This is a genomic window from Arthrobacter sp. Z5-13 (genome assembly GCF_056499105.1).
Genome location: NZ_CP096460.1, coordinates 4,087,803 through 4,102,315 on the forward strand (window position 1 = coordinate 4,087,803; position 14,513 = coordinate 4,102,315).

A 14,513-nucleotide genomic window follows, 5' to 3' on the forward strand; every position below is an offset into this window, starting at 1 on the left:
GCCCTTTTCCACAACGGGCGGGCTGAAATCAAGCGGACCTAAGAATTGTGGAGGACCAAAGTGGTCAATCTTGAAAAGCTCAGCAAAGCAGTTTCACACGCGCTTCGTCATGAGCCCTGGCTCTATGAGCTTGAGCTTGATAAAGAAGGCTGGGTTCGGTTAGAGGACCTAATATCTGCCCTTCGAACCGAGACCCCTCTCTGGTCTGACCTGAAAATCTCCGACCTGAAAACGATGATTGAAAAATCCAACAAACCTCGTCACGAGATCCATGGTGAGAATATCCGAGCTTTGTATGGCCACAGTCTTCCTCAAATGGTCTCCGTATCCAGCGCCCACCCCCCAACCATGCTGTACCATGGCACCTCGCCATTGAGTGTAGAAACCATACTGACCGACGGCCTGCTCCCAATGGGGCGCCAATACGTGCACATGTCAAAGGATATAGAAACGGCGGTATTGGTGGGAAAAAGGAAGGCCGGGAGCCCGGCAATTCTCAGGATCGCGGCAGCATCTGCCAGCGAGGCTGGAGTTGAATTTTACCGCGCCAATGACCTTGTTTGGCTCAGTAAGCGGGTGCCACCAAAATTTATTTCCGTTGACATGCCGGAAGGTGGCGTAAGTTCGTAACGCGCCCTCGGGTGCATGCCTTTCGAGTATGCCCTACTTCGGAGGTGCGACCCACTCGCTTTTGACCTCATCAGGGATCCGTATTGCCTTCTGATGTTCTCGCTTAGTCGATTTTCAACGTGGAAGGAGCCTGGGCTGCGCGGTGGATGTACGCAGGCGGGCCTGCACTGCACGACTGATGATGGCTTACCGGGCCACACGCGTCCCCCGCCCCTCTCCCCTGCTGCGTCTCAGAGACGGGCGTTCCGCTCGGCTCGGCCTAGAACGGTCGTGAGGTTTGTCCGGCAGCGGTGTTGCTCGACTTGATTTCCTTCACTGAACCAAAATCAGCATGGATGGTTGGACCGTTGTTACGACTTAATGGGCACTAACGCTCCAAACCGCCGCGTTCTAGCATTGTGCCCTTGCCACCCTGCTTTGCCATCTTTGATGTCTTGGTAATGGAGGGTCTGTGGGCTACGGCGGCTGGCGCTGGCGTCCCCTGGTGTTTGTCCGCCAAGAGCAGGGAGCTAACGGCTTCCCGATCTCCCTTGCCGTCGAGACTTTCGGCCAGTTGCTGGCGCCGCTCAGATGAGTCATAGGCCGGATCCGCCTGCGTCTTTTGAGCAGCACTGTCCTGCCTGTTGGCTCCGGCAACGGCAGCGACGGTAACAGCTTCATCTGCCCGTACCGCTGAGGCTTTGTCCCGTTCACTTTCGGCATCGGAGCGCGCCTGCTGTGCGCGGGCATGGGCTGCCGAGACTGATCCCTCGCTGGCGCCCGTGTCGTTTACGTCTATGCCGTACCGGCCGTGAATCTGCTCGCGGACCTGCTCCGACGCCTGTGCGGCTTCGGGGTCGTATGCCTTCCATGCTGTGGCTGTCTGGTGGGCGCTTTCGATCATTTCGGGGGTGGCTTTCTCCCACCAGTCCTTCCGACCTACCGGTGCCAGCTGCACTCGGGCTGCTGCACGCTGGGCATCGAGGCGCTCCTGCAGTTCGCGTGCGCGTTGTTCCTCTGCTGCGGCGATGGTGTAGGTTGCCCAGGACGCGATTAAGATCAAGTCGTGAGCAAACGCGAGATCTTCATAGCCTTGAGCGCTGACGATAACTATCTTCGGGGCAACATTTGGAAGATCACCGCCAAGAAGACGGACTTCTATCTCGACTTCGAGGGGAAGCACGGCGGTGGGTTCCACCTCTCTATGCACGGGCCCAACGAAGCCTTCGAGGGCCACCGATTCCATATCAAAAGCGATAGGCAGGCCGTCAAGAAGGCTCGGATTGAGGGGAGCTTCATAGAACATGAGCTCGGACTGGGGCATAGGTTTAACGGGGTGCAGGTGGCCGAGCATGCATATCAGGTTGCTCGCTTGCGCTGGAATTGGGACCTCCAACGTACTCGGTTCCGGCAAGCGGCACTGACCCGAGCGGCTGCCCCGAAGTTGGGCTCTGGTCGGGATGGGAAAATACTCGGTACGCCCCTAAAGCCCAACAGCGCCTGGGATGTGGACATCGTCGTTGCCTATGGTGAGCCGTTTTGGCCGGATGCCGAGGATTCTGACCGTGACAATTCCCGCATTGAGCCCCTACGAAACGGGTCGGGGATGTGGCTGACAGCAACGTCCTATCACCGTTCCCAGACCTTCGATCCGAGCCCCGATGGACTGCGATTGCCGGCACCCCGTCCAGGAGAGACACCCCAATCGATCATGAGCGGCGGTCCCGGGCCCCTTGGTGCACTGGATATGTACTGGTTCGTGGAAGGAATCACGTCCAAAGAGCTGCTCGCCAACACCGCCGCGAGCAGAGGAAGAAGCTTCGGAGGCTCTCGCATATAAGAAAGACCCAACGCTCACCAGTTCGCACCTCCGGCGAACTGGTGTCCCATTTCCTTGGAATTGGGTCACTTCCGGATTCCGGGACTCGCCGTGCCGTTTCCGGGCAAAGCTGACACAGAAGGTTCCTTGGGGGGTTGCTGTGGCGCCCCGGCATCTGTGGACGTCCTGGGGAGAGAAGAATCCTGGATCTTGGGCACGCGGCCGAACCCGTCCCCGCAGGAAAGCTCAAAGAGCAGGGAGAATCAGAGCCCCAGTAGCTCCTGCAAAAGCTCGGCAGCATATGGCATGATCATTCCAGCAAGACCGCTATGAAGATGGCGACTGTAGGCGGGTGTGAACCGTTCGGTCAACCGAACGAAGGACCCCGCGATGAGCTGTCAGAAGAACCCGTATCCCTCCCAGTATCTGGCCTTGCGTGCCCTGGAGTCGATCCATGCTGCCGGGAAGCTAGGTAAGCAGCCCGTCCGCGCCTACCCGTGCCAGCACTGCCACTCCTGGCACCTCACCTCCAAGAGGCTCACCGGAAAGACACCCAGATGGGAGCGGAAGCCTTCGTTGACGGGTCGTTGATCAAGCGCCCTAGCTGCGCTAGAAGCGCTGGCGGAGAATGGCCGGTAAATCGGCTGAACTGCGGTCCTGGAATGCGATTAGGTTGCTGGAGACAGCGACAGCCCCCGGGCCCATTCACGCATCCCTGCCGGCCCTGACGATCGCGAGTAACGGGCAAATTGGTCTCGAACTACAGCCCGGTGGATACCACCGACTATCTCATTCGGTCTGCGGAAGAATGGTTGTTCCACGGGGGGGCCGCCACTGGTCCAGCAGCGCTACCGCGCCGTCGTTGGGAGACTCCAAGCCGAACCAGACACGGTCGATTCCTAAGGTGATGGCGGCTCCCATGCACATCAGGCAGGGTCCGAGATTAACCACCAATGTCAGGGGCAGTGACGAGCGGGTAAGCCCAATATGCTGATCCGCTTCCAACATCGCCATAAGATCAGCGTGGACCACCCGTCGGCCCAGGACTTGCTCCTGGGTATAGGCTTTGGCCACTACCCGATCCCCGACCAGCACAAGAGCTCCGATTGGCATCTCCCCTGCATCCAGTCCTTCTTCAGCAAGTTCGATGGCAAGCCCTACGGCTTCTTCTGGTCCCATCGAAACCTCCAATAACTCAAGCGCCACATTCCTTAGCCGCCATCATGCCCAATTCGAGCACCCTTCACGATACGGTGTCCCACTTCCTTGGAACTGGAACACGTCCCGATGGTTGACATTGCAGATGCCCGCGTCAGGATTTGTTGACTGAGTGGTTGATGTACCGTAGTTCGGGCCACGGGTTAGGCGCCTCCCCCACTCCCCAAATCATTCTGTCGACATCACCGGCCTGAAAGTGCAGAAAACTGATGACCCGTTCCGAGAATGCAGCCATCGAGGAACTGGCCGATGCCATTGCTCTATGGAGTTTCAATCCCAATGGCCGGGGGCAGGAAATCGTCGATGCCGCCGTGGATGCACTCGTTGGTGGCGTTGATTCCCCTACCTTGCGTGAGTTGGCCGGCGTTCCGGGGAGCGAGTCCCGGTCCGTTCTCTCCGAACTGGTCGCCCAGACCTGCGCGGAGCTGGGCATCACTTATTCACCGGATCCCACCGGATCAGTTGCCTTCCGGGTTTTGGCACGCCGGACGATTGCAGGGCGTCTCAATCCCGGGGCGCTCACTTTCTGGGCCACCACCTACATCGGGCCAGAATCTGAGGAGTTCGCACAGCCCTTCGTGCACCTTGGTTGGCTTTACGACGAGGAGCTGTTGAATTTCACGACAGAAGACATCGACCGCGCCGTCATCTCCGAAGCGGAAGCCTTTCTAGCAGGAGAGCCGTCCCAATGGTTGGAGCTTCCTATCAATGCAAACAACCTAACCGTCCTGCCCCATCGAAGAAGCCTGACTGCCCGAATTTGGGACTGGCTTAAGTTGGCGACGCCCCGGCGCTCAAGATGAACCTTCCTTAGCCGGTCCCTGACCTGTCCCAGTTCCTTGGAAAGGAGGCGTCCGATTGGTCTCGCCGCCGCTGAAGGTCCGGCACGACAACAGTAGGATTTCGAAATGACCTCCCGAGCGCTTGCTTCAGGCGAAGTCCTCACTATGCGGACCTTGCTCGATCGTGCATACGAGCCCGGTGGAAGGAAATCGATGTTCAGGCCTTGGCGGTTTTGTTAGGTGGCGGCAATGACAACTTTTGAATTGGTAACAAGCCTCTTGGGCCCCCGTGTGCACCAAGCGACTAAACGTGAGGCCAGTGTTATCCGCAACGCAGCATCCAAGGCTGACGTCCTCGTCATCGAACTCGCTGGTAACAGGATGCGGACCTTGGATGGGCTCTTTGGCGAGTACGCTCAGGCGTTTGCCTTCCCGGGCTATTTCGGCTGGAACTGGGCGGCTTTTACGAGTGCTTGTACGATCTGGGTTGGCTTCCCGCGCGGAGCTACCTGACCATAATCTCCCAAGGATCCGAAGTCTTGTCCAAGGAATCGGAAGAACTTGAGACGTACATGCGGGTAATAGGGAGACTTGGGCAGCGCTGGTCAACGTCTGTGGGCCGGGGATATGAATGGGGACACGGCGAATTGCCTTTCCATACAGTCCTCGTCAAGTGAGCAATGTCCTGCTGGCTTCGGAGAGTACGCGTTGGGCGGGCGAGTTGATTCAGCACGTGGAATCCCCAGCCCCACAAGACAACTTGGTATCGCCCTCTTGATCATCTGGACCTTCTGGCGTGTTCCCGGTTCCCGTCCGTCCCACTTCCTTGGAACTGGGACACATCCACTGATTCCATTCCACATGCCCGGGTCCGCGCCTGCCTAAAGCAAGTTCAGGGTCTTTGCTTCGACTTCGACTCTTCGGGCATATTCCGCGATACGGTCCTGTGCTTCCGGAAGCGTAACCCTGTCGTTGAGGATGTCGAGGCTCAGATTTATGTACAGCAGATCGAGTTCCCCCCACCCCTCTTGATGCATGAGAGGACGCAACTCGTCCCTTGCGAACAGCATCAGCTTGCTCAAGCCGCTGGCAGCATCAATCATGTCCGTGAATGGACCCTTACCTCGCTCGATTGCTTCCGCGAACGTGGCAGGAGGGGCCTTCCTAGATGGCGCGACCTTTGCTGTCGACGTCACGGCTGGAACTGGCGCCGTGAACCTCGGGGTAGAAGGTGGCGGTGTGAATGCTGGAGTGGAAGGTCGCGACGAGGACGTGGCGACCACAGATGGCGACTGGGAGACCTCTTCAGTCAGCGGGGTCGCCTGGGAGCAGCCGGTTAAAACCGCGACAGCGGTGAATAGGAGCGTGACGAAGCCGATGCCCAGAGTTTTGGGGGTTTTTACGGCCACAGGCCTGGTGGGCTGCAAGACGGACGGCATGAGTTAGCCTTCGCTTTCAATGCCTGGTGGGACCCCCGCCAAGCAATACTTCCTGAAATGTTTAGTGCTGCGACCTGTCACGCGAGCTGAGTCCCGCTAAAGAGATTCTTATGGTCCGGGCTCAAGGACTCGTCGATTTCTACCCAGCAAACGCTCAAGACGTTGCTTACCAAGGGACGCACATGCACCTCCCAGCGCCGCGAAGGGTAGATGTCCCACTTCCTTGGATATGGGACACCGGCAGTGGGACACTCCCCCATGTGTGGAGTTTGCTAATAAATGGCGGCGTTTTGTGATCGCTCTTTGTCGTACCACGCGCGTCGGCTGTCTTGAATCTCTAGGGATTTGAGGCACTCAGGTTAGTTATAAGCGAATAAAGCCACCCCGGTCTGCTCAGCAAACTGGACCGACGCATCGGAGTATCCAGAGCGGGAGAAGAACAGGGCGAGCTTCCTCTCGGCCACCGCTACTCCCAAAATTTGGCGGACGAGAGCGGGAGATACAGGATTGGCGTGATGTTTTACCTCAGCGACATCATTGTGCGGTAGAAGTGAACGCCAGGAATGCCGCCGACGCCGAAAGGATGGGAAATGATCGAGTCCGGACCAGTCAGAATCGAACTTAGCGAAGAGGAGGCCTTGGTGCTGTTCGACTGGCTAAGTCGCTTCAACGACCTCAAGGACGTTGATTTCGCTAGCCATGCCGAGCAACGCGTCTTGTGTGACATTCAGAGCTCTCTAGAATCAGTGCTGGTTGCTCCGCTCCTGACCAACTACGACTCCCTGCTCGCGCAGGCAAGAAACCGTCTCAGTGACCCCAGGCAGTAGTGTTCCAATTCCTTGGTAGCGGGACACGCAGATTCGGTGGGACGCTCCCCCACCGGTACGGGGATCCAAGGGATGCGTAATGTGACTGTCCCGTAAGTTGTCCCAAATCTGCCGCCGCAATCCCCCGTCACCGAGACAACTTTCGGTACGGCTTCAGACATTGGTGTGCGCGTTATCGCTCCCCGCGGGTGCCCGTAAGCCGGAACCCTCTGCGGGCACAATCGAGGCTGGATACGATGAAGGTGTGGGGTTTGCCGATAAATGGCGGCGTTTTGTGATCGCTCTTTGTCGCACCACTGCGCGTCGGCTGTCTTGAATCTCTAGTGTTTCGAGGCGCAGAGGTTTCGAGACACTTAATCTCGATGAGACGAGGGGTGAGCGAAGGCACGGTACAAAGGGTCGAAGCAGGATCTCTCAGTCCTCGTAAGCGGAAGCCTAGAACGGTTCTTTATTTTGAGATCGCTTCTCTGCGCACTTGGACTACGGGAATGGGTTCGGTCCGCGGCAAGGTGAGCTCAGATGGGCGCAGCTTGTACGCGGGTGGAGCTTTCTCTTTCGCAATCGATCTCTTCCAGCGCTACGCGCAACTGCTGCTTCGCCCGTGATAACCGTGAGCGGGCTGTCGACGCGTTGATGCCCAGAACGGCTGCTGCCTCGTGAGACGCTAAGCCATCCCAGTAGGTGAGTCGGACGAGCTCGGCATCCTCGTCCGGCAGTCGGTCGAGTGCGTCCCGCAGCTCGATCGCCGTGTCATCCCATGTGGGCCCGTTCAAGAGCCGCGTATCATTGACCAGCCGCTCAACCGCTGCAGAACGACGTGCCAACGTGCGACGGGAATCCCGCAATACGTTATGCGCGGTAACGAACAACCACATCCGCCCCTGGGTCGGGTCCGTCGGCACTCTTCGGCGTAACTTCCAGGCGGTGAGCAGCAACTCACCGAGCGCCTCCGCCGCATCGGAGTCGTTCAGAAGGCGCCGCTGGAAGTAGCGCAGCAGATCTTCCACATTGTCTCGGACGAGTTCGTCGATCGACGTCGCCGCCTCCCGTCCGCTGGTCACCGGCAACCCTGCGCCATGCTGAACAGCATCACGGAATCTTCCTCGTCCGAGAGCAGCCCACGGGCCTCCAGCTCGGCATACAGAAGGTCCGCGGCTGTGCGGTTCATCGCGTCCTGTGCGATCTCTTCAGGAGTGAGTTTCATGGCGATCTCTTCCGGAGTGCGGTGCACGACTCCTGGGGTACCGACGCCGAACGTGCGGTCATTCTCCGACTCAAGCCACGCCGTCCACTTCGAGGTGTCAAGTGCGTCGAGGTCGAGCCCTGAGACGATCTCACGGGCGGCGATAACAACCGCTGCGTCGTCGGCGACTCCGTCTGGCTTCACCTGCAGCCCGGCGAAACAGGTCTGACCGTTCGGTCCAGGGAACTGGTACACGTTGTCGGCTGTGTAACCCCAGGGCGTGTGCAGGCCATTGCCTGCGACAGCGACCGTCCCGCCTCCAACAATCACGACCGAAGCTGCCACGCCCACCGCCCACTTGCGCAGCCCACGCCCACGTCGTGCGCGCGCTTCCTGCAGGATGCGTGTGCTGTGCTCGGCCAGCCCCAGCGGACTGGATACGTGCGGTGCCGCCGCACGGATTCGTGTTTCGAGATCGAGGTCATTCATTAGGGTGTCGCCTTCCTGAGAGAAGCTTTACCAGTACATGGCCGCAAACCGCACGACTGTCCACCGCTGGCACGAATTTCTCAGGACCAGAACAGGCCGGCGCCACGCCATCGCACACCCCTAGGGATTCGAGGCGCCCAAGTTACGAGACACGTTATGTCGGGTTACGCGCCGCCTCGGTGCCCGTAAACGGGATCGGTCAGAGCCTTCGTCAGATTCGACTGAGTACCTACGCCCGAGAAGGATCCCTCAGCGCACTGTTGGCGCCCGATAGCCGAACCCTCACCGGGCAATTTTGCGCGCAGCAGTTTTTGCGGTGCCGGCCGATTTGCCTACCGGCGTGTCCGGTGACGGTCGTTTTGAAGACTCGGGCAAGTGCTGCATGCAGCGTCCCTAAGTCATTTACGACATGATTGCCGTACGGGGTTGGATTGTTTGATTGATGTCAGATGAAGCATATGGGGAATCATGTTTTCTATTTTTGTGCCTGAGGGTGAGCCCAGATGGTCGCCCGAGCGTCAGGTGCTGGACCGTGACCGGGACATTTCGCTCCAGCTCGAGGGGCTGACCGGCCGGGAGCCGGGAAGGGCTTTTGTTCTTAGCCATGGCGCCATGCGCGTCCCGTTGCATACTGCCGAGCAGGTTGGCCTGGTTGATGCCGTAACAGGCAAGCCGTACTTCATTTCCGAGATTGTGTCCTTCGGGACGAGTATCTACCTCAAGGACGACAAGGATGTGCCCAATTACGATTTCAGCAGCGATGAAGAGGCGAGGCACTGGCGTCGTGTTGTAGCGGAGGCTCTGCTTATTTTCGGAACAAATTACAACGGTTTCGACCTTGACCCTGCTTATGCTCGGGTGCTGCTCAACGGAGAGCTTTTAACCCGCGGGGATTTCGGCTACACAAAATAGGAATCGTGTTGGGGTGGAAAGATGTCCTTCACTGCTATCTCGCGCCCGTTGCTGTTGAAAGCTTTGCGGCTCATATTCGGGCCGCATCCATAGTCGCATTGGGGGAGTTGTATGTTTGCCGTTGAACAAGCGGAACCATGGGCCAGGCATTCAGGTCTCTGGGTTGTCGACCACGAACGAGGAATCTATCTGCAGCATGTTGGGGGTATCGGCAGGCAAGCAGGCGGCCTTTTTGTTGTCGCTCAAGGGGAGATAGAGATTCCCTTTGAGATTGTCCGTGAGACCGCCTATGAACCCGACGGCACCGGGACCCGCACAACCATGAAGTTCCAGTTCTTCGGAAACAGCCGCCGGGGAACGGATGTAGGCATACCGGTATACGAATTCGCGGATGACGCCGAAAGGGACTATTGGATGCGTATCGCTGCCGAGGCCCTTTTGGTCTACGGGATCGGTTACATCGGCTTGAGCATCAAGGACGGCATCCTGCGCGTCGACTTGAACGGTGAGCTCGTCACTCTTTCCACTTTCGGATACACCAATCAGGACCACGCATAGCCGCTGATCCAACCGTGATGGTGGCAACAAAAGATCGCCGGATTCCCAGGCTCTGTGGCCTGATCCTCGCGCTGAACCAAACAGGTCCGAAAACGGCCGTTTTCGTGCACGGACACAGTCCGATCCTGCACGCTTGTGAATCGCGGCGATAAGTGGCGGCATTTTCGCGGCGCTAAATGTCGCCCCTGGTGCCCGTTAGCCGAACCTTGGCCGGGCGAGAACCCGAGTGGTCTAACGATGCCGTCCAGCTAGCCCGCGAAGTCCTCAGCGGCCATCGGGCAACTTTGATCTAAGTTCTTATGCATAGGAAGCAATGGCCCGACGCTGGTCTCGGGTCCGCGACCACTTTGCGAAATTTTTATCAAGGTGCCGCTGATGCTGGCAAGGGTGGTCCCACTGCACCAATCCGTGTTGAACTGCTCAATGACATCATTGGAAAACTGAACGGCGGCTGATATTTAATGAAAAAGAATTCGCATGCGTCCGAGCCCAACATCCGCTTGGTCTGTTTGGCTGATGAGCCGTGTGCCATCTATTTCGAGCCGTGGGGAAATGACTATGTGCTTAATCCCGGCGAAGTGTTTCAGGTTTTTTCTTCCGCTTTCTCGACAGGCGAAGTCGAGGTTTGCTACCTGCCGAGTGCTATTTCACTAGCGTTTAGTGGTAGCGCTCCGGTTACCGTCACCGACCAAGCCGGTCAAGTTTTCGTTGTCCTATGAATCGGAGACCGCGGGAACAGAATCATGACGTGACTACTCGTCAGCGGACTCGAGGGCGGCCGAACCGCCCTAAAGGGCAGACCTGGTTCGATGCCAGCTATGTAGAGGTTCCACCAGCCGGCCTTCCCCGAGCAGCACCCGGCAAATCGGATGTAGTCCGGAGGCGATGAATCCTTCTGAGTAGCTGGCGACCACAGCGGGAAGCTCTCAAAGCCAAACCAATTCCGGTTTCTGGGCATGTCATCCTCGTGGGGGTTCGAGAATTCTGGCTCTTCGTCATAGCGAAGTTCCATCCCGTAAGTCTCGCACCCGGAACCACCGAGAATACAAACGCATTTTGTAAAGACATCCACCATGGTCGCCAGCCGTGAGGTCCGTCTCAAATACGATCGATTATTGAGACAAGATGGCCACTCCCCCGCGGCTTCTAGAAAACGCTTGGCGATACAGACACTGACTGTCGCAAAATGCCGTCTAACAACCGATAGTCTCACAACTGAATATGATCGGGATTAAGAAAATACGGTGCCGGCCAATGGTTGTGATCGGGTACGCGAGAGTTTCCACCACCGAACAGAACCTCGATCTGCAGCTAACTGCACTCAAGGCAGCCGGCGCGGCCAGAGTGTTTGCCAACAATGGCGTGAGCGGGTCCACCATCGAACGCCCTCAACTCTCCAAGGCCATGGAAAGGTTGGAGCCCGGTGACATACTGACCGTCTGGAAGCTCGACCGCTTGGGACGCCATACCAGGCATTTCCTTGACGTCGTGGAAAACATCCGGGGACAAGGAGCGGGTTTCCGCTCACTCACCGAAGGGCTGGACACCACCGGACACAGACGGAGGGGCCGGGATCCGTGTTTGCGGATCCCGGCCCCTCCATGGTGTCTTCGTTAGGCGGCGCAGGCCTTCTGCAGTTCAGCGACAGAGGCTGCTGGAACTTCCTCGCCGGCCTCGGCGATCTGCTTCATGGGGTCAGTAATCTCAACGGGCACTCCGGCGGCCTCCGCTCCACCGACCAGACCGACCAGCAGCTTCTTGTCCTCAACGCTCACAAGTCCGTCCTCGATGACTGCGCACACCTGCCCCTTCACCTGGTCAGCAGCTGCGTTGGCCACTTCCGTTACCGCGGAGCTGGCAGCGTTCTGGGCCGCTTCCTCTACCTGGCTGCAGCCAACAACGACGGCTATGAGCGGGATCATGGACAGCAAGGCAAGGGAACGTTTCATCCATCCACCCTAACAATGTCCGGGTGGCCGCCACGCACTCAGGCCGGATACGCAGTACTGGCTCGACGGCACAGAGAAAGAGGTCAGATCAGTTCACAGCGTCCAGCCAGGTCAGTACAGAGCCGTCCTCCTCGATATGCTCCGCGAGTTCTCCGTTGAACTTCGCGCCGTAGTCTGCGGTGATGTGTTCTTGAAAGGCTGCATCGTCCGCATAGACCTCAAAGACGAAATACTCACGTGGATTCGTTTGCCTGGTGTACGGCAGGAAGAGCTGGTTGCCGGGTTCCTCCCGGACCTTCCGGGTCAGTTCACGCATCATTTCCGCTACCCGCACTTCGCTTCCGGGTTTGACGGTGAATTCGGCATAGAGGGTCTTGGTCATCAGGTTCTCCTTTGAGGTTGCAGATTGCAGGGTGCGGCAAGGTTCTTAGGGGCGGGAAGGCGCAAGTGCCCGTCAGTCGGGAGGGGGGAGTTCGCCGGAACCCCGGACAATGAGTTCAGAAGGCACTACATACGTCTGGGGAGCCGACTGGTCGCCGTCGATACGGGCCAGAATTCTTTCGGCGGCCAGTTTTCCGATCCGTTCCGGGTGCTGTGCCACCACGGTAGTGCCGGGATCCATCATGTCCGCCAGGGCAAAATCATCGAACCCGACCAATGCGATCCTCTTGTTGGCGTTCATTTCCTTCAGCCCGCGCATTGCGCCGAAAGTGACGAGGTTCTGGCTCGAGAAGATGGCTGTGGGGGGATCCTCAGAGGCAAGCAGCTCACGGGTTGCCTGCCGGGCGGACTCTTCGTCGTGGAGGCCTTCGCGGACTGGAACAGCAGAAGCGGCGATACCGGCCGAAGCCAGAGACTCCAGAAATCCCCGACGGCGTTCGCGTGCAGTCTGGATGTCTGTCCGGTCTCCGAGGTAAGCAAGTTTCCTGTGCCCCCGGCTGATCAGATGGGCAGCTGCCTTCGCCGCTCCGGCAGCATTGTCCGTAACCACGGAGTCGGCCTCGAGCCCAACAGGTTCGCGGTCGATGAAGACGGTGGGCAGGTCCCTGGAATGTTCGGGAATGACGTAGGCCTGGCTCCGGGCGATGGGTGTCAGCACCAACCCGTCCACGCGCCTGCCAAGGAATGCCGCCACCAGGGCTTTTTCGCGCTCCGGGTCATCGTCCAGGCTTGCAGCGAACACCGCAATGCCCCGCACTGACAAGGCATCCTCCATAGCCCGGTGGATTTCACTGCTGAAGGGGTTGGAGACGCTCGGAAGCAGCAGCCCCACCGAAAGGGTTTGCCGCCCTGACCTGCGCAGGCTCCCGGCGGTCATGTCCAGCTGGTAGTTCAGCTGCTGGGACGCACCAACGACGCGCAAGCGGGTTGCCTCGGACACGCCGGGCTCGTTATTCATGACGCGCGAGACTGTCTTTATTCCGACCCCGGCAAGCGCCGCAACATGCTTCATCGTGGGCCGGCTCTTTCCCACTTCAGCTTGGTAACGATTAGACATCGTTGTCACAACCTCGTCCTTCATCATCGACTTTCCCTTGACTCTACCCTGTGATCCTGATTACATGATGGCTGACAACGTTGTCATTGAACAACACGCCCCAAACCCAGGAGATTCAATGTTGAGTTCCAAAGCTCCGCGATCCGCCGCCATTCGTACGCTCGCCGCAGGCGCCGTCCTGACGCTCGCCACCCTTAGCCTCAGTGCCTGCGGAGGGAGCTCAACAGCCACTTCCACGGACGGCTCTGAGAAGATCGGCGTATCGCTGATCGTTAAGACCACCAGCAACCCCTTCTTCGTCTCCATGCAGGACGGCGCTAAAGAAGCAGCCGCAGCAGAAGGCGTTGACCTCAAGCTCGCAGCAGGCAAGGCCGACGGCGACGAGGAAACCCAGATCCAGGCCATTGAAAACGCCATCTCCAAGGGCGACAAGGGCATCCTCATCACCCCGAATGGCCCCTCCGTTGTCGACGCGCTGAAGAAGGCCAAGGATGCAGGGTTGTTTGTCATCGCCCTGGACACCCCGCCGGACCCGGCAGATGCCGCAGACATCACCTTCGCCACTGACAACTTCGCCGCCGGCGAGCTGATCGGCAAGTGGACGGCAGTCCAGCTCGGCGGCAAGAAGGCCACCATCGCACTGCTCGACCTCTTTGACGACAAGGTTGTCTCCGTTGACTACAACCGTGACCAGGGCTTCCTGACCGGACTCGGCGTGGACACGGCAGACAAGAAGAAGAATGGCGACGAAGCCAAGACCGGCAAGTACACCGGAGGCAAGGGCGGCGAGTACGAGATCGTCGGCAACCAGGCTTCGCAGGGTGCAGAAGACGGTGGCCGCACAGCCATGGAGACGCTGCTGGCCAAAAACCCGAACGTCAACGTGGTTTACACCATCAACGAGCCTGCAGCGGCCGGCGCCTTCGAAGCGCTCAAGTCAGCCGGCAAGGAAAAGGACGTGCTGGTAGTTTCGGTCGACGGCGGTTGCAGCGGCGTGAACAACGTCAAGTCCGGCGTTATCGGCGCGACAGCACAGCAGTACCCGGTGAAGATGGCAGAACTCGGCGTCAAAGCCATTGTGGAGATCGCCAAGACCGGCAAGAAGCCGGCCAACTCGGAAGGCCTGGACTTCTACAACACCGGCGTTGAACTTGTTACGGACAAGCCCGCCGACGGCGTCAAGAGCATCACCACCGCCGCTGCCGCCGACATCTGCTGGGGCAAGTAAGC

The 14,513-nt window shown here is 58.7% G+C and carries 17 protein-coding genes and 1 pseudogene; 10 read left to right on the top strand and 8 right to left on the bottom strand.

The window, feature by feature from the left end:
• Nucleotides 1-60 precede the first annotated feature (60 nt).
• Nucleotides 61-630 carry an RNA 2'-phosphotransferase gene (locus tag M1E02_RS19035; RefSeq protein ID WP_479375741.1) on the top strand — a complete coding sequence of 190 codons (570 nt, stop codon included), beginning with the start codon at nt 61-63 and terminating at the stop codon, nt 628-630.
• Between the two features lie 367 nt (nt 631-997).
• Here the strand turns inward: M1E02_RS19035 and M1E02_RS19040 are convergent, their stop codons facing one another.
• Nucleotides 998-1,963 carry a hypothetical protein gene (locus tag M1E02_RS19040; protein WP_479375742.1) on the bottom strand — a complete coding sequence of 322 codons (966 nt, stop codon included), beginning with the start codon at nt 1,961-1,963 and terminating at the stop codon, nt 998-1,000.
• A gap of 855 nt (nt 1,964-2,818) precedes the next feature.
• On the opposite strand from M1E02_RS19040, the gene M1E02_RS19045 reads away from it, so the two are divergent.
• Entirely contained in the window at nt 2,819-3,019 is a 201-nt protein-coding gene (locus M1E02_RS19045) for a hypothetical protein (protein WP_479375743.1), read from the top strand.
• 198 nt (nt 3,020-3,217) lie between these two features.
• On the opposite strand, the gene M1E02_RS19050 is transcribed toward M1E02_RS19045, so the two are convergent.
• Complete coding sequence (locus M1E02_RS19050; protein ID WP_479375744.1) at nt 3,218-3,607, bottom strand: deaminase; 390 nt, start codon at nt 3,605-3,607, stop codon at nt 3,218-3,220.
• A 248-nt stretch (nt 3,608-3,855) separates the two neighbouring features.
• Here M1E02_RS19050 and M1E02_RS19055 point away from each other — a divergent pair, with 248 nt between their 5' ends.
• Nucleotides 3,856-4,449: a hypothetical protein gene (locus tag M1E02_RS19055; RefSeq protein ID WP_479375745.1), complete on the top strand. Its 594-nt coding sequence runs from the start codon at nt 3,856-3,858 to the stop codon at nt 4,447-4,449.
• Between the two features lie 360 nt (nt 4,450-4,809).
• Nucleotides 4,810-5,105, top strand: a pseudogene (locus tag M1E02_RS19060) (barstar family protein).
• A gap of 204 nt (nt 5,106-5,309) precedes the next feature.
• Here M1E02_RS19060 and M1E02_RS19065 read toward each other — a convergent pair.
• Nucleotides 5,310-5,531, bottom strand: a complete 222-nt coding sequence (locus tag M1E02_RS19065) for a hypothetical protein (protein WP_479375746.1) — start codon at nt 5,529-5,531, stop codon at nt 5,310-5,312.
• Between M1E02_RS19065 and M1E02_RS19070 the strand changes: the two genes are divergently transcribed.
• The gene (locus M1E02_RS19070) at nt 5,530-5,874 is read left to right on the top strand and encodes a hypothetical protein (protein WP_479375747.1); all 345 of its coding nucleotides are present in this window, start codon (nt 5,530-5,532) and stop codon (nt 5,872-5,874) included. The two genes, M1E02_RS19065 and M1E02_RS19070, sit on opposite strands and share 2 nt — an antisense overlap.
• A 583-nt stretch (nt 5,875-6,457) precedes the next feature.
• Nucleotides 6,458-6,694, top strand: coding sequence for a hypothetical protein (locus M1E02_RS19075; protein ID WP_479375748.1), 237 nt, complete (start codon nt 6,458-6,460; stop codon nt 6,692-6,694).
• A 515-nt stretch (nt 6,695-7,209) separates the two neighbouring features.
• Here the strand turns inward: M1E02_RS19075 and M1E02_RS19080 are convergent.
• Nucleotides 7,210-7,755, bottom strand: coding sequence for an RNA polymerase sigma factor (locus M1E02_RS19080; protein WP_479375749.1), 546 nt, complete (start codon nt 7,753-7,755; stop codon nt 7,210-7,212).
• Nucleotides 7,752-8,366 carry a hypothetical protein gene (locus M1E02_RS19085; protein WP_479375750.1) on the bottom strand — a complete coding sequence of 205 codons (615 nt, stop codon included), beginning with the start codon at nt 8,364-8,366 and terminating at the stop codon, nt 7,752-7,754. The genes M1E02_RS19080 and M1E02_RS19085 overlap by 4 nt, the downstream gene beginning before the upstream one ends.
• 468 nt (nt 8,367-8,834) lie before the next feature.
• Here M1E02_RS19085 and M1E02_RS19090 point away from each other — a divergent pair, with 468 nt between their 5' ends.
• The 3 genes from M1E02_RS19090 to M1E02_RS19100 all read left to right on the top strand — a co-directional run bounded on the left by M1E02_RS19090 (nt 8,835) and on the right by M1E02_RS19100 (nt 11,453).
• Complete coding sequence (locus M1E02_RS19090) at nt 8,835-9,278, top strand: hypothetical protein (RefSeq protein ID WP_479375751.1); 444 nt, start codon at nt 8,835-8,837, stop codon at nt 9,276-9,278.
• 111 nt (nt 9,279-9,389) lie between these two features.
• Nucleotides 9,390-9,836 carry a hypothetical protein gene (locus M1E02_RS19095; protein WP_479375752.1) on the top strand — a complete coding sequence of 149 codons (447 nt, stop codon included), beginning with the start codon at nt 9,390-9,392 and terminating at the stop codon, nt 9,834-9,836.
• A 1,254-nt stretch (nt 9,837-11,090) separates the two neighbouring features.
• On the top strand, nt 11,091-11,453 hold the full coding sequence (locus M1E02_RS19100; RefSeq protein ID WP_479375753.1) for a recombinase family protein: 363 nt from the start codon (nt 11,091-11,093) through the stop codon (nt 11,451-11,453).
• On the opposite strand, the gene M1E02_RS19105 is transcribed toward M1E02_RS19100, so the two are convergent.
• The 3 genes from M1E02_RS19105 to M1E02_RS19115 form a co-directional block, all read right to left on the bottom strand.
• Entirely contained in the window at nt 11,450-11,785 is a 336-nt protein-coding gene (locus tag M1E02_RS19105; protein ID WP_479375754.1) for a hypothetical protein, read from the bottom strand. The two genes, M1E02_RS19100 and M1E02_RS19105, sit on opposite strands and share 4 nt — an antisense overlap.
• Before the next feature lie 88 nt (nt 11,786-11,873).
• Nucleotides 11,874-12,167 carry a putative quinol monooxygenase gene (locus M1E02_RS19110; protein WP_479375755.1) on the bottom strand — a complete coding sequence of 98 codons (294 nt, stop codon included), beginning with the start codon at nt 12,165-12,167 and terminating at the stop codon, nt 11,874-11,876.
• A 72-nt stretch (nt 12,168-12,239) separates the two neighbouring features.
• The gene (locus tag M1E02_RS19115) at nt 12,240-13,238 is read right to left on the bottom strand and encodes a LacI family DNA-binding transcriptional regulator (protein WP_479378221.1); all 999 of its coding nucleotides are present in this window, start codon (nt 13,236-13,238) and stop codon (nt 12,240-12,242) included.
• 163 nt (nt 13,239-13,401) lie between these two features.
• On the opposite strand from M1E02_RS19115, the gene M1E02_RS19120 reads away from it, so the two are divergent.
• Complete coding sequence (locus tag M1E02_RS19120) at nt 13,402-14,511, top strand: substrate-binding domain-containing protein (protein ID WP_479375756.1); 1,110 nt, start codon at nt 13,402-13,404, stop codon at nt 14,509-14,511.
• The last annotated feature ends 2 nt before the right edge of the window (nt 14,512-14,513 follow it).